Here is a 15,139-nt window from a genome sequence, read left to right on the forward strand (position 1 = left end):
TTTCGGTGCTCAATGCTCGGTGCTCGGTGCTCAGTGCTGGTAGCCGTAGACGCCGCGTGCCTGGTCACGCACGAGACGGCCCTTCTCCAGCTCGATCACACGCTTGCGCATCTGGTCGACGATGTTCTGGTCGTGGGTCGCCATCACGACGGTGGTACCGGTGCGGTTGATGCGGTCCAGCAGCTTCATGATGCCGACGGAGGTCTGCGGGTCGAGGTTGCCGGTCGGTTCGTCCGCGATGAGCAGCATGGGACGGTTGACGAAGGCCCGCGCGATCGCGACGCGCTGCTGCTCACCACCGGAGAGCTCACCGGGCATCCGGTCCTCCTTGCCGCCGAGGCCGACGAGATCGAGGACCTGCGGTACGGACTTGCGGGTCTCGCCGCGGGACTTGCCGATGACCTCCTGCGCGAACGCGACATTCTGTGCCACGGTCTTGTTCGGCAGCAGCCGGAAGTCCTGGAAGACGGTGCCCAGCTGGCGGCGCATCTGCGGCACCTTCCAGTTGGACAGGCGCGCGAGGTCCTTGCCGAGGACGTGCACCATGCCATGGCTGGCGCGCTCCTCACGCAGGAGCAGCCTCAGGAAGGTCGACTTTCCGGAACCGGACGAGCCGACGAGGAAGACGAACTCCCCCTTCTCGATCTCAAGGGAGACATCGCGCAGAGCGGGGCTGTTCTGTTTCGGGTAGGTCTTGGAGACGTTGTCGAATCGGATCACGGGTGCACCACGGTCGGCCGGGAGTAGGTGAGCGAGACCTTACGCGACCCGCGCCGCCGCGCGCAGTCCGCGTCCATTGTTGAAACCCTGCCCGAGGGCGGGCTTGGGCCGATTTATCACGGATGGCGCCGGACCGCCAGCGGTGAGGTCCACCAGGAATCCGGCCGACCGCGCCGAAACGGCCGAGAACTGGCAGAGTGGAGGGGGGAACGGTCGTGTTTCCCGAAGCGTTGGGCGGAGAGACACTGGCTGCGGCTCCGCCGCGCGGTGAGGAGGAATGCGCATGACCTACGACAGACTGGTGTGCGCCAACTGCGCGGGACCCGTCACCGAGGGCCGCTGCCGCGTGTGCCGCGCCAACAGGGAGCGGCTCCAGCAGCGGGGCCCCCTGGGCGGTCTCAGCCCGGTGGCGCTGCTCACACTGCTGGTGGTGCTCGTGGCCGCGGTGGCGCTGATGGCCGCGTATCAGCCCGCCTGACACCCAGGACACCCGCGGGATCAACATGAGGGGCTCGGACGCCTGACCGGCGTCCGAGCCCCTCGCGTTTACGTACTACAGCGTTCAGACGGCCGTACGGCCACCGCCGACCAGACGCGGCAGCATCCGGAAGCCGATACCGCCGGCGATCATCGTCGCGGCGCCGATCAGCAGGAACGTGGTCTCGGCGGCGCCGGTCTCCGCCAGCTCCTCCTTGGGCGCACCCTGCTGGACCGGCTGCGAGCCGACACTGTCGGTGTCGNCGCGGCAGCATCCGGAAGCCGATACCGCCGGCGATCATCGTCGCGGCGCCGATCAGCAGGAACGTGGTCTCGGCGGCGCCGGTCTCCGCCAGCTCCTCCTTGGGCGCACCCTGCTGGACCGGCTGCGAGCCGACACTGTCGGTGTCGGTGTTGTCGCCACCCGTGGTCGCGCCACCGGTGGAGCCGCCGTCCGTACCGCCGCCGGTGGTGGAGCCACCGTCCGTGGCGCCACCGTCGGTGGTCCCGCCGTCCGTGGTGCCGCCGTCGGTCGTACCACCGTCAGTGGTGCCACCATCGGTCGTGCCACCGTCCGTGGTGCCGCCGTCGGTCGTGCCACCGTCAGTGGTGCCACCGTCCGTCGTCCCACCATCGGTGGTGCCGCCGTCGGTCGTGCCACCGTCCGTGGTCCCACCATCGGTGGTCCCACCATCCGTGGTGCCGCCGTCGGTCGTACCACCGTCAGTGGTGCCACCGTCCGTCGTCCCACCATCGGTGGTCCCGCCGTCCGTGGTGCCGCCGTCGGTCGTACCACCGTCAGTGGTGCCACCGTCCGTCGTCCCACCATCGGTGGTGCCGCCGTCGGTCGTACCGCCCACGGTCGTGCCGACCGTCGCGCCGCCGTCGGTGGTGCCACCGTCCGTGCTGCCACCCGTGGTGTCGTCGTTGCCGATACCCAGACCGACATCGGCGACCGGAGTGGACACGCCAATACCGACGGCCTGAGCGGCGCCCGCGATGGTCAGTGAGGCACCGGCGGCGATCACCGCGCCGGCCGCCACACGTGCCACGCGGATCCGCGTCTTCTTGGTCATCTGCCTGCTACCCCCAGTAGCTCATTCGTCATGGTGCAGCGTCCGGGGCAGCGGCCGCGGGGGGTTCACGTACTCCGCCCCCGGTCTCACGCGCCCCAGAATTACGCATGCCACGCGCCAGCGTCGCCGGTTTTCATATACGCGTCAAGGTCGTTGCGCGTGCGATGACCGATATCGCGTCAGTTGTCCGGCGTGCGGGGATGCAACTGTGACGTAAAAGGGAACTGCCGCCCCACGAACGGCAGTTCCCTTGTCGACAAAGCGCGAATTTACTTGTCCTGCTGCTTGCGCCAGCGAATTCCGGCTTCCAGGAATCCGTCGATCTCACCGTCGAGCACACCCTGCGGATTGCCGACCTCGAACTCCGTCCGCAGGTCCTTGACCATCTGGTAGGGGTGCAGAACGTAGGAACGCATCTGATTGCCCCAGGAGTTGCCGCCATCGCCCTTGAGCGCGTCCATCCTGGCCTGCTCCTCCTGACGGCGGCGTTCGAGCAGCTTCGCCTGGAGGACGTTCATGGCGCTCGCCTTGTTCTGGATCTGGGAGCGCTCGTTCTGGCAGGAGACCACGATGCCGGTCGGGATATGCGTGATACGGACCGCGGAGTCGGTGGTGTTGACGCCCTGTCCGCCGGGGCCGGAGGCACGGTAGACATCCACGCGCAGCTCGGACTCGTCGATCTCCACATGGTCGCTGGACTCGACGACCGGGAGCACCTCGACGCCCGCGAACGAGGTCTGCCGACGGCCCTGGTTGTCGAACGGCGAGATCCGGACAAGGCGGTGCGTGCCCTGCTCCACCGAGAGCGTGCCGTACGCGTAGGGCGCCTTGACGACGAAGATGGTCGACTTGATGCCGGCCTCCTCCGCGTACGACGTCTCGTAGACCTCGGTCGGATAGCCGTGCCGCTCGGCCCAGCGCAGATACATCCGCTGAAGCTGCTCGGCGAAGTCGGCGGCGTCCACGCCACCGGCCTCGGCACGGATATTGACCAGTGCCTCGCGCTCGTCGTACTCGCCGGAGAGGAGGGTACGGACCTCCATCTCGTCCAGCGCCTTCCTGACCGACATCAGCTCGGACTCGGCCTCGGCGCGGGTGTCCGCGTCATCCTCGGCCTCGGCCAGCTCGAAGAGCACTTCCAGGTCGTCGATGCGCCCGCGCAGCGCCTCGGTCTTGCGGACCTCGGCCTGCAAGTGCGAAAGCTTGCTGGTGATCTTCTGCGCCGCCTCGGGATCGTCCCAGAGGGACGGGGCCGCGGCCTGCTCCTCAAGCACGGCGATGTCTGCCCTCAGTTTGTCGAGGTCCAGGACGGCCTCGATCGACCCCATGGTCGAGGAGAGGGACTTCAGCTCTTCGGATACATCGACGACTGCCACGGCACCAGCCTAACCCCTAACTTTTGGGGGCTCGGTTCGCCTCCGGGGCGCCTTATGCCGACGTCGACGGTCGACCGTGCTCGATTCGCTCGTTCCTCACGAACCTCCGCGCGCTCTCCCTTTCGACGTCGCCGCGCCCCTTCGGCTCACTCGCCACCGGAAAGACGACAGCCGGAACGAGAGGGCACCCCAACCCCAGCCGGCACCCCGAGTGGGGCCGACCACCGACGGGAGGGGGTCGGGGTCGGAGGAGGTGCGTGTCCGGACACTAAAGCGTGATTTGTGGCGCGCGGACGCCCGAACCAACGACAGGCCAGCTGCGCGCCGTAAATCGTGCCGTCCGGACATGTACCTCCGGAGACCCCGGCCCCCGGCACCACAACGCACGCACCCGCACCCGCACCCGCACCCCCGCCGGAGGCGCACCGCACCCCCCGCCGGACGGCGGACCCGCTACGGCGACGGCGACGTCGTCTGCCCGGACTCCCCCGGCGCCGACGCATCGTCCTCGCTCATCGCGAGCCAGCCCCCCACCCCCACCGCGGCCGCCAGCAGCACCCCCACCGCCCCCAGCCTGATCCGGCGCTTCCGTACCGCCTCCGCCTTGTGCCGCGCCGATCCCGGCCGCCGCTGCCCCGGGGACCGCGGCGCCCGCGCCGTACCCCGCGCCCCGCCCGCCAGCTCGTCCGGCCCCGGCACCCGCATGCTCGTATGCGTGTCCCGGTTGGAGTCGGGCACCGCGCCGGGGACAAGCGGAACCGCCCCCCTCCGCCGCGGCTCCTCCGCCGCCGAGTGCCCGGACGCCGCCGACGATCCCGGCTCCTCGTAGGGCCGCTCGGTGGGCTCCGTCTCCGGCTCGTCCACGTCCAGCGGCGGAATGCCCGCGAGCGTCGGCAGCTGCTCCCGCAGCCGCGCCGCCAGCTCCGAGGCGCGCAGCCGGGAGGCCGGGGCCTTCGCCAGGCACTGGACGAGCAGCTGCCACAGTTCCTCGGGGATACCGGGCAGCGGTACGACGGTCTCGGTGACATGCCGGCGCAGCACCGCCCCGGGGTGGCCACCGCCGAACGGGGTGAAGCCGGCCAGCAGCTCGTACAGGACGGTGGCCAGCGCGTAGATGTCGACGGCCGCACGCGGCGGCAGGCCCTCCACGATCTCGGGGGCGAGATAGTCGGGGGTGCCGATGATCTTGGACGCCTTGGTGCGCCGCGGGGTGTCGATGAGTTTCGCCACACCGAAGTCGGTGAGCAACGCGGGGTGCGCGCCGCCGGGACCGAGCGGGCCCTCCATGTCGAGCAGGATGTTCTCGGGCTTGACGTCGCGGTGGACGACCCCGGCGGCGTGCGCGGCGGCGAGCCCGTCGGCGACATCCGCGATGATCGCGACCGCGGCCTCGGGGGCGAGCCGGCGCTCGCGGTCGAGGCGGGTACGGAGATCCGTACCGCGGACCAGCTCCATGACGAGCGCGAGGTCGTTGCCGTCCACGACCAGATCACGGACGGCGACCACCCGGGGGTGATCGAGCCCGAGCAGGGCGGTGCGCTCCTGGACGAAGCGTCCGACCAGCTCCTGGTCGGACGCGAGGTCCTCGCGCAACAGCTTGATGGCGACGGGGCCCTCGGGCCCTTCCCCGAGCCACACCGTGCCGGCACTGCCCCGTCCCAGGATCTGGTGGGCGGTGTACCGGCTGCCGATATTCCGTGCCAAGACTGCTCCCTCAGCGGCTGGCGTTGCCCCTCAAAGTACGCGGGTATCGGGGTGCTCCGTGCCCTGGTCGGGACCGTCACCCACTTCGGCGGGGGGAAATGGCACGATCCGGGAGACTCATCCCCGCACAAAGGTCGTCCGCGCCGCACGAGAGCGGCCCCGCCGCGCCGGGACCGGTCGGCGTCCCGGCGCCGCGTCACCCGTCCCGGACCCCATGTCACCCGTCCCGGAACCGTGTCACTGTCCCGAGGTCGTGCCGCCCAGCTGCGAGATCCAGTCCGTCACCGTCGAGATCGCGTCACCGATCGCGGTCCAGTAGCCCTTGCCCTGGGCCACCCAGTCCTGAAGCGGTGTCAGCTCCCAGATGAGCCAGCCCGCGACGAAGAGCAGGACCAGCGTGAACAGACAGCCCTTGAGGCAGCCCAGGCCCGGGATCCGCATCGGATTGGCGCCGCGCCGGCGCGGCTCGCGCTGCTGGCGGGGGGCCGGCGCCTGCGGAGGCGGCGGCTGCGGAGGCGCGTACCGCTGCTGCGGGGCCGGTGCGTACGGCTGCTGCTGCGGGGGCGGCGCGTACCGCTGCGGCGGTGGCTGGTGCTGGGGACCCGGGGGCCGCTGGTGCGCGGGCGGCTGCTGGGGCTGCCGCTGCGGGCGGCGGCGGAGCGGGTCCTGGCTCGGGTCGAGGTACTGGACCTGCGTCTGCTCGTTGCGGTCGCGGGCGGCCCGCATCTGGCCCTGCCAGGGGTGCGGGCCCTCGGGGTCCGCCGGTACGGGCGGCATGACCGAGGTCGGGTCCGCGGCGCCGGGGCCGGTCGAGGGCAGGACGCTGGTGGCCGCGCCCGGGTCGTACGAGCCCGCGTTGCTCGGCAGGACCTGCGTCGGGTCGGCCGCGCCCGGCAGCTCGGGCACCGGCGCGGGAGCCGGGTCCGGCGCGAGGAGCGCGCCGACGCCCAGCGCGGCGTCGACCTGGGCGGGCGTGGAGTGCACGCCGACACCGGCGGCGACGGTCCGCAGTCCCCGGGCCAGGTTCTCGGCGCTCGGCCGCTGGTCCGGGTCCTTGCGCAGGCAGCGCTCTATGACCGTCCACAGCGGCTCGGGCACGGTGGTGGGCCGGCGTGGCTCCTCGCTGAGATGGCGGTGGAGCACTTCGAGCGCGGTCGCGCCGGCGAACGGCGGGCGCCCCGTGACCAGCTCGTACAGCAGGATGCCCGCGCCGTAGATGTCGACGGCGGAGGTCTGCGGACGGCCCTCGGCGGACTCCGGCGCGACATAGGCGGGGGTGCCGACGAACTCGTGCGTGCGGGTCAGTCCCGGGGAGTCCGCGAGGCGCGCGATACCGAAGTCGGTGAGCATCGGGTGCAGCCGCTCGCCGTCGTTCTTGAGCAGCACGTTGGCGGGCTTGAGGTCGCGGTGCACGACGCCGTCGGCGTGGCTGGCGGCGAGCGCGTCCGCGATCTGGGCGGTCAGCAGGGCCGCCGCGACGGGACTGAACGGCCCGTTGTCGCGCAGATAGCGGTGCAGGTCGGGACCTTCGACCAGATCCATGACGAGCGCCAGGAGATCGCCCTCGACCACCAGGTCGCGGGTGCGCACGATATTGGGGTGGGTGAGGCGGAGCAGTACGGAGCGCTCGCGCAGGAAGCGCATCACGATGTCCGCGTCGTTCGCCAGCTCCTCCTTGAGGACCTTGATCGCGACGGTCTCGCCGGGCTGGCCGGCCACGGCCGCCTCGGCGCCCGCGGTCTCTCGCTGACGGGCTCGCCAGACGGTGCCCGTGGCGCCGCGTCCCAGCGGCTCCTCAAGCAGGTACTTGCTGCCTACCGGCCGCACGTCATGCGCTCCCTGCTGGTCGTGGTCATCTCACGCCCGGCCCCCGCCGGGTCTCCGACCCACTCTAGACGGGCCGGGCAAGTCACCCTCCCGTCCGCTTCCGATCCCGCTCCGGCCCCGTCCGATCCCGGTCGGATACGGCTTCGAACCCGACCGGACCAGGCCCGGACCCGGCCCTCGTCCGGTCGGGTTCGAAAGAAAGACGCTCGCATCGTACGGATGGTTGCCGGAGAGCGGGACGGACGACGTCACACCCGGTCCCAAGCCGTCTCGAAGCCGTTCGCAAGCAGGCACTTTTGCGCCAACAGCCGACTATTCAAGATCACTTGTCGCCGGTCCCCGGGCGTGTTGTCAGTGGCAGGTGCGAGGATGCCCCCAGCACGTGACGTGTGGAGTGGGGATTCACACCGCCCCGTGCCGACCTGTACCGGACGACGCGTCCGTGCGCGGTGGGGGGAGATCAGCGGTTGTTCCCCTGTCGGGCACCCCGCGCAGAAGGGACCGCTGACGGCGATGCAGATCCGGCTGACCGTCCTCGCGCCGCGCAGCGGCCATGCCGCCGGGCGCGCGTGCGACGTGCTCGTCACCGCCCCCGCGGGGACGGCGCTGGCCGCCGTGGCCTCCGCGCTCGCCACGGCCGTCTCGGGCCCCGACGCCTCCGGCTCCGTCGTCCTGTACGCGGGCCGCGAGCGGCTCGACGCCCAGCGCCGCACCCTCGGCGAGCCACCGCTGATCGACGGCGCGGTGCTCTCCCTCCAGGTCCCCGGCGAGGACGACGCGCCCGCCGACGACGTCCCGGCCCAGCTCCATGTGGTCGCGGGCCCCGACGCGGGCGGGGTGCATCTGCTGCACGGCGGACAGATCAGGATCGGCCGGTCCGTCGAGGCCGATGTGCCGCTGGACGACCCGGACGTCTCCCGGCTGCACTGCGCGGTGACGGTCGGCGAGGACGGCCGGATCTCGGTCGCGGACCTCTGTTCCACGAACGGGACGACGCTGGAGGGCGTCGCGGTGGGCAACCGGCCGGTCCCGCTGCCGCCCGGCGCCCTGCTGCGGCTCGGTGAGTCGGCGCTCCGGCTCACGGTCGGAGACCGGGCGCCCGCGTTGCCGACGGCGCCGGACGGCGAGGGCCATCTGCGGATCGTCAGGCCGGGCCCGGACGGTCAGGACCCGCTCCCGTACGGCGGGGAGAGCGGCCCGGGGGGCGCCCCGTACGGCTCCTCGGGAGACCACCCCGCCCCGGTTCGCGGCGGCGGGAGCCCCGCGGCGGAAGCGGCCACCGGCCACGGTCCGGAGACGGGCGCGTACGGCACCGGCGGTTACGCCACGGACGGTTCCGCGTACGGCCCCTCGGGCGCCTCGCCGGGGCCGCAGTACGGCGGCGCGCGGCGCGAACCGGCCCCGGCCCACGGCCCGGCCGTGCCGGGAGCCCGTACCCCTGGGGACGGACCGGGCGAGGAGACCCGTAGCCATGGCGAGGGTTTCACCCCCCGCGCGTACGGCGGCTCCGTCCCCTCCGGCGCGTCGAGCCGGGTCCTGGGGCCGCAGTACGGCAATCCACCCGGCGCCCCGAGCATGCCGGACGCGCGCAGCGCCGATACGCACTACGGCAACCGCCCGACAGGGGCCTTTCCCGACGGGACGCACAGCAGGGCGGCGGCGCCGGACCCGGCGTACGGGACAGGCGCGGTCGCGGGCCCGGACGCGCGCGGGGCCGACGACGGCCCGCAGTCGCACAGCAGGACCTCCGGTTCGCGGCGCGGCGGCATAGGCGCCTGGGCCCGGCGGCTCACCGGAGGCCGGGGCGAGGAGCTGCCGGAGTCCGGCCCCGGCCCTCGGTCCGCCTCGGGGACGAAGGCGCGCGCCCCGCGCGCGGAGACCTGGCCCGATCCGGCCGCGGTGCTGCTGACGGCGCTCGGTCCCGGCCCCCGGCTGTGGGAGCGCGACAGCCGCCATCCCGAGGCGCTCGCGGTCCGGCTCGGCACGGCCGACCGGGCCCCCTCGGACGGCGGCGGACCGCTGCCCTCCGTGCCGGTCACCGTCGGCCTGCGTGAGGCCGGTTCGCTGGGGCTGGCGGGCCCCAGGGAGCGGCTGGCGGGGCTGGGCAGGGCCGTCGTCGCCCAGCTCGCCGCGCTGCACTCACCCGCCGATCTGGAGATCGTGCTGATCAGCACGGACCGTACGAGAAGCCTGGAGGAGCGCCGGCGGGACTGGGGCTGGCTCGGCTGGCTGCCGCATGTACGGCCCGCCCATGGCCAGGACTGCCGGCTGCTGCTCGCCTACGACCGCGAGCAGGCGACGGCAAGGACCGCCGAGCTGACCCGGCGGCTCGACGACGGCCCCATGGGGCCCGGCTGGGCCTCGGCCGACCCATGGACCATCACGGAGGCCGCCGCCCGCCACGACGGCCCGTACACGGTCGTGATCGTGGACGGCGATCCCGGGACCGCCGCGCTGCGCGAATCGACGGCGCAGCTGGCCGGCGCGGGCGCCGCCGCGGGTGTCCATGTCATCTGTCTCGCCGAGACGGACGCCGCCTCGCCCCTCTCCCCGGTCGCCGCGACCTACGAGATGGCGTGCGCGGCCTCGCTCCCCTTCCGCGAGTGCGGGGCCGTCGCCCTGCTGACCGGTGATGTGGCGACCGCGCTGCGGCTGCTGCGTACGGCGGTGGGGCAGCCCGCCGGGCATGGCACGGTCGCCGTCGTGGACGCGGTCTCCGCCGCCTGGGCGGATCGTTTCGGACGGGCGCTCGCGCCGCTGCGCGCGTCGGCGGGGAGCAGCCGAGGACGGCCCGCGGCGGCGCTCCCGCGCTCCGCCAGACTGCTCGACGAGCTGGGGCTGGCGCGGGCCACCCCGGCGTCCCTGATGGCCCGTTGGGCGTCCGCCGCCGACCGCACCGGCGACTGCGCGGCGGTCCTCGGCGCCGGGCCGCGCGGCCCGGTGAGCGTCGATCTGACCGAAGAGGGCCCGCATCTGCTGATCGAGGGGCCGGCCGGGAGCGGCCGTACGGAGCTGCTGCGCTCCGTCGCCGCCTCGCTGGCCGCCGCCGGCCGACCCGACCGGCTGGGCCTGCTGTTGGTCGACGGCGCCGGGGGCGAGCGCGGCGAGGGGCTGTCCGTCTGTACGGAACTGCCGCATGTGACCGAGCATTTGATCGCCTCCGACCCGGTCAGGATGCGGCAGTTCGCCCAGGCTCTGGGGGCCGAGCTGAAGCGGCGGGCCGAGTTGCTGGGGCGGCTGGACTTCACGGAGTGGCACAGCCGGCACGAAGTGGCGGAGCGGATAGTCGGCCAGCGCTCGCCGAGCGCCGCCGAGCAACGGGCGGGCAGGCGCGGCGAGTCCCGCCCCGACCCGCGCGGAAGCGACCCACGCGGCACCGATCCGCGTGGCACGGACCCACGCGGCACCGACCCGCGCGGAAGTGATCCGCGCTCAGCCGATCCGCGCGCGGGTGAACAGCACGGTACGGACCCGCACCGCCCCGACCCGTACCGGACCGACCCGCACGCGAGCGGCACGCTCCGGCTCAGGACCACCTCGGCCCGTACGGAACAGCCGCAGACACGGCAGCGGCCCCAGGACCCCGCGCCCCTCCCCCGACTCGTCGTGCTGGTCGACGACTTCGACGCCCTGGTCGCGCCGGCGCTCGGCAGCCCCGGACGGCCCGCGGCCGGTTCGGTCGTACGGGCCCTGGAGGCCGTGGCCAGGGAGGGCGAGCGGCTCGGCGTCCATCTGGTGGCCACCTCGGCCCGCCCCGACCGTACGGTCGACACGGAGCTGGCCCAGGGCGCGCGGCTGCGGGTCGTGCTGGACGCGCCGCCCGTCGCGCCCTCCCCGGACGATCCCGCACCCGGCCGTGGCCGGCTCGGGCATCCGGACGGCCGGGTCACACCGTTCCAGGGCGGCCGGGTCACCGGCCGTATCCCGCGTACGGCGACGCTACGGCCCACGGTCGTGCCCCTGGAGTGGGAGCGGATGGGCGATCCGCCGGCCCGCCGGCCGGTCCGGGAGCTGGGCAACGGCCCGACGGATCTGGCGCTGCTCGCGAGCGCTCTCGAACGGGCCGCCCGATCGGTCAATGCCGTACCTGTCGCACCACTGACCCCGGCTCACCCCTGAAGATCCCCGGACAGGGCATACGTCCGTCGTGGCACGTCACGAGCCCATCACGATCCCCCGCCCTACACCAGGATCGCTATTGCGGCGTCCGGTCACGCGGCGTAGGACTGTCCGCACGGGACGAGTGCAGCGTTGCCACGTCACGGCCGCGTCGCCGGTCCCGCATGCGTAGATCCGTACGCACACGGGAGAAGAGACGGGGCAGTGATGCGCACAACTCGTAGAGCACTTAAGGCTCTTGGGAGCGGTAGGAACGGGCTCGGCACGCGCCGGGCGGCCGTGGCGATCGTCGCCGCCGGCGCCGTGGCCCTCACCGGCTGCAGCGGCGATTCGAGCGACGACAAGGAGTCGGGCGACAGCGCGAGCAAGGCACCCGCGGCCACGGTCCAACTGCCCAAGCTGGACGGCGAGAAGATCCAGGTCGCGGCCGTGTGGACCGGCCCCGAGCAGGAGAACTTCACCAAGGTCCTCAGCGAGTTCGAGAAGCGCACGGGCGCGACGGTCACCTTCGTCCCCGCGCAGGACCCGATCGTCAACTTCCTCGGGACGAAGATAGCCGGTGGCAGCCCGCCGGATGTCGCGATGCTGCCGCAGGTCGGCGCCATCCAGCAGGCCGTGGAGAAGAAGTGGGCCAAGCCCGCGGGCGCGGAGGCCAAGGCCCAGCTCGCGAAGAACTACGGCAAGGGCTGGCAGGACCTCGGCGCGGTGGACGGCACGCAGTACGGCGTGTACTTCAAGGCCGCCAACAAGTCGCTGGTCTGGTACAACAACGCCGCGTTCGAGAACGCGGGCGCCGTGGCCCCCAAGACCTGGCAGGATCTGCTGAAGACGGCCGAGACGATCTCGGCCTCGGGTGTCACCCCGGTCTCGGTCGCGGGCGCGGACGGCTGGACGCTCACCGACTGGTTCGAGAACATCTATCTCTCCCAGGCGGGCCCGGAGAAGTACGACCAGCTCGCCAAGCACGAGATCAAGTGGACCGACGGCTCCGTGAAGGACGCGCTCACCACGCTCGGTCAGCTCTTCGGCAAGCCGAACCTGATCGCGGGCGGTACGGACGGCGCGCTCCAGACGGAGTTCCCCGCGTCCGTCACCCAGACCTTCACCGGGGGCGACCAGCCCAAGGGCGCGATGGTCTTCGAAGGTGACTTCGTCGGCGTCAACATCGGCCAGACCGAGGCGAAGATCGGTACGGACGCGAAGGTCTTCCCGTTCCCGGCGGTGGGCCCCGACGCCCCGGTGGTGACCGGCGGTGACGCGGCCGTGGCGCTCAAGGACACCAAGGGCGCGCAGGCGCTGCTGACCTTCCTGGCGTCCACGGACGCCGCGAAGATCTGGGCGGAGGCGGGCGGTTTCGTCTCGCCGAACAAGTCCCTGGACCCCGCCGCGTACCCGAACGACGTCCAGCGCGACATCGCCAAGGCGCTGATCGCCGCGGGCGACAGCTTCCGCTTCGACATGTCGGACCAGATGCCGCAGTCGTTCGGCGGTACCCCGGGCGCGGGCGAGTGGAAGGCGCTCCAGGACTTCCTGAAGAACCCGAAGGACGTCGCGGCGATCCAGCAGCAGCTGGAGACGGCCGCGGCCAAGGCGTACACGAGCTGACGCGGTGAAGTCAGCGGTCACGGGGGGCGCCGCGACGGCGCCCCCCGTCAAGGGCAAACGCAAGAGCGTGACAGGCACACGTAAATTGGTCGCGGCGGGATTCCTGCTGCCCGCGCTGGTGCTGCTCGGCGCGCTCGTGGTCTACCCCATCGGGTTCTCGGTCTACCGGTCGTTCTTCGACAAATCCGGTGACAGCTTCGCCGGGCTCGACAATTACATCGAGCTCTTCACCGACGACACCATCCTGACCGCGGTCAAGAACAACGCGATCTGGGTGGTGGTGGCGCCCACCATCGCCACCGCGCTCGGGCTGATCTTCGCCGTACTCACCGAACGAGTGCGCTGGAGCACGGCGTTCAAGCTCGTCATCTTCATGCCGATGGCGATCTCGATGCTCGCCTCGGGCATCATCTTCCGGCTCGTGTACGAGCAGGACCCGGAGCGCGGCATCGCCAACGCGGTCGCGGTGGGGGTGCACGACACATTCAATGAGTCGGCGGGCTTCCCCCGAGCGCGTCCGCTGCCGGTGCATCCGCTGAAACCCGCGGGCGGCGGCGCGTTCGTCACCAAGGAGCCGGCGAGCGCCGGGACCGAGGTCCTGCTCCCGCTGGTCGGGGTCGCGCCCGCGAAGATGCCCTCCGACGCGGCGCCGGCCAAGGCCGCGCGGCCGGAGGACGGCCGGGTCACCGGCACCGCCTGGCTGGACTTCACCAAGGGCGGCGGCGGCAAGCCCAATGTCATCGACGCCGAGGAACTGGGCCTCAAGGGCATCAAGGTGGAGGCGGTCAAGGACGGCAAGGTCGTCGCCTCCACGACCGCCGGCGCCGACGGTACGTTCAGCCTGCCGGAAGCGGCCGACGGCGCGGAGCTCAGACTGCCCGCGACGAACTTCAGGGAGCCGTACAACGGCGTGGACTGGCTCGGGCCCTCCCTGGTCACGCCCGCCATCATCGGCAGCTACATCTGGATGTGGGCCGGGTTCGCGATGGTGCTGATCGCGGCCGGGCTCGCGAGCGTGCCCCGTGAACTCATGGAGGCCGCGCGGGTGGACGGTGCCACCGAGTGGCAGGTCTTCCGCCGGATCACGGTGCCGCTGCTGGCGCCGGTGCTCGCGGTCGTCCTGGTCACGCTGATGATCAACGTACTGAAGATCTTCGACCTGGTCTTCATCATCGCGCCGGGCTCGTCCCAGGACGACGCGAACGTACTGGCGCTCCAGCTGTACCGCTCGTCGTTCGGTACGGACGCGGATCTCGGCGTGGGCAGCGCCATCGCCGTGCTGCTGCTCCTGCTGGTGATCCCGGTGATGCTGTTCAACATACGACGCATGCGAAGGGAGACTCGCCGATGACCACGAACGACGGTGCGATCAAGGTCAAGGCGAAGCAGCCCCTCGCGAGCAGGATCGCGGCCCGCGCGGGCGGCGGGGCGATGCGGGTCTTCCTGGTCCTGGTGGGCCTGTTCTGGCTGATGCCCACGATCGGTCTGCTGATCTCCTCGCTGCGTGGCGCCACGGACATCAGCGCGAGCGGCTGGTGGCAGGTCTTCACCGCGCCCGCGCAGCTCACCACCGAGAACTACTCTCGGCTCTTCGACAACGACGTGATCACCAACTCGCTGCTCTCCACGATCCTGATCACCGTCCCGGCGACGGTCCTGGTCGTGGTGATCGGCTCGCTCGCCGGATACGCCTTCGCGTGGATGGACTTCCCGGGCCGCGACTGGTGGTTCCTGGTGGTCGTCGGGCTGCTGGTGGTCCCGGTGCAGGTCGCGCTGGTGCCGGTGTCGAAGCTGTTCGGCGCGGTCGGCATCTTCGAGACGACGTTCGGCGTGGTGCTCTTCCATGTCGCCTTCGGTCTGCCGTTCGCGATCTTCCTGCTGCGGAACTTCTTCGCGGAGATCCCGAGGGAGCTGCTGGAGGCCGCGCGACTCGACGGGGCGGGCGAGATACGGCTGTTCGTACGGGTGGTGATGCCGCTGGGCGGTCCCGCGATCGCCTCGCTCGGTATCTTCCAGTTCCTCTGGGTCTGGAACGACATGCTGGTCGCGCTGATCTTCGCGGACTCGAAGAACCCGCCGATCACCGTCGCGCTCCAGCAGCAGGTACGGCAGTTCGGCAACAACATCGACGTGCTGGCGCCCGGCGCCTTCGTGTCGATGATCATTCCGCTGGTCGTGTTCTTCGCGTTCCAGCGGCAGTTCGTGACGGGCGTGATGGCGGGAGCCGTCAAGTAA

At 71.8% G+C, this 15,139-nt stretch carries 10 protein-coding genes and 1 pseudogene; 5 read left to right on the top strand and 6 right to left on the bottom strand.

The window, feature by feature from the left end; genetic code table 11:
• Positions 1 to 30: 30 nt before the first annotated feature.
• Positions 31 to 720 carry a cell division ATP-binding protein FtsE gene (gene ftsE, locus M1203_RS32255; RefSeq protein WP_030355142.1) on the bottom strand — a complete coding sequence of 230 codons (690 nt, stop codon included), beginning with the start codon at positions 718 to 720 and terminating at the stop codon, positions 31 to 33.
• A 283-nt stretch (positions 721 to 1,003) separates the two neighbouring features.
• Between ftsE and M1203_RS32260 the strand changes: the two genes are divergently transcribed.
• Positions 1,004 to 1,198 (top strand): hypothetical protein, encoded by a 195-nt coding sequence (locus M1203_RS32260; RefSeq protein WP_249953372.1) that lies wholly within the window; start codon positions 1,004 to 1,006, stop codon positions 1,196 to 1,198.
• An 84-nt stretch (positions 1,199 to 1,282) separates the two neighbouring features.
• On the opposite strand, the gene M1203_RS32265 is transcribed toward M1203_RS32260, so the two are convergent.
• From M1203_RS32265 to M1203_RS32285, 5 genes and pseudogenes are all read right to left on the bottom strand, one after another.
• Complete coding sequence (locus tag M1203_RS32265) at positions 1,283 to 1,405, bottom strand: hypothetical protein (RefSeq protein WP_374404535.1); 123 nt, start codon at positions 1,403 to 1,405, stop codon at positions 1,283 to 1,285.
• 58 nt (positions 1,406 to 1,463) lie between these two features.
• Positions 1,464 to 2,273, bottom strand: a pseudogene (locus tag M1203_RS32270) (hypothetical protein); the annotation flags it as partial.
• A gap of 269 nt (positions 2,274 to 2,542) precedes the next feature.
• On the bottom strand, positions 2,543 to 3,649 hold the full coding sequence (gene prfB / locus M1203_RS32275; RefSeq protein ID WP_249953373.1) for a peptide chain release factor 2: 1,107 nt from the start codon (positions 3,647 to 3,649) through the stop codon (positions 2,543 to 2,545).
• A 453-nt stretch (positions 3,650 to 4,102) separates the two neighbouring features.
• The gene (locus M1203_RS32280) at positions 4,103 to 5,353 is read right to left on the bottom strand and encodes a protein kinase (protein ID WP_249953374.1); all 1,251 of its coding nucleotides are present in this window, start codon (positions 5,351 to 5,353) and stop codon (positions 4,103 to 4,105) included.
• 237 nt (positions 5,354 to 5,590) lie between these two features.
• On the bottom strand, positions 5,591 to 7,180 hold the full coding sequence (locus tag M1203_RS32285) for a serine/threonine-protein kinase (RefSeq protein WP_249953375.1): 1,590 nt from the start codon (positions 7,178 to 7,180) through the stop codon (positions 5,591 to 5,593).
• Positions 7,181 to 7,693: 513 nt separating this feature from the next.
• Between M1203_RS32285 and M1203_RS32290 the strand changes: the two genes are divergently transcribed.
• The 4 genes from M1203_RS32290 to M1203_RS32305 all read left to right on the top strand — a co-directional run bounded on the left by M1203_RS32290 (position 7,694) and on the right by M1203_RS32305 (position 15,139).
• Positions 7,694 to 11,299, top strand: a complete 3,606-nt coding sequence (locus tag M1203_RS32290) for an FHA domain-containing protein (RefSeq protein ID WP_249953376.1) — start codon at positions 7,694 to 7,696, stop codon at positions 11,297 to 11,299.
• Positions 11,300 to 11,506: 207 nt separating this feature from the next.
• Complete coding sequence (locus tag M1203_RS32295) at positions 11,507 to 12,904, top strand: ABC transporter substrate-binding protein (RefSeq protein ID WP_249953377.1); 1,398 nt, start codon at positions 11,507 to 11,509, stop codon at positions 12,902 to 12,904.
• 4 nt (positions 12,905 to 12,908) lie between these two features.
• Positions 12,909 to 14,255 carry a carbohydrate ABC transporter permease gene (locus tag M1203_RS32300; protein ID WP_249953378.1) on the top strand — a complete coding sequence of 449 codons (1,347 nt, stop codon included), beginning with the start codon at positions 12,909 to 12,911 and terminating at the stop codon, positions 14,253 to 14,255.
• Positions 14,252 to 15,139 (top strand): carbohydrate ABC transporter permease, encoded by an 888-nt coding sequence (locus M1203_RS32305; protein WP_249953379.1) that lies wholly within the window; start codon positions 14,252 to 14,254, stop codon positions 15,137 to 15,139. Before M1203_RS32300 ends, M1203_RS32305 begins: the two co-directional genes overlap by 4 nt.

It is taken from the genome of Streptomyces sp. 35G-GA-8, assembly GCF_023534745.1.
Classification (GTDB): domain Bacteria; phylum Actinomycetota; class Actinomycetes; order Streptomycetales; family Streptomycetaceae; genus Streptomyces.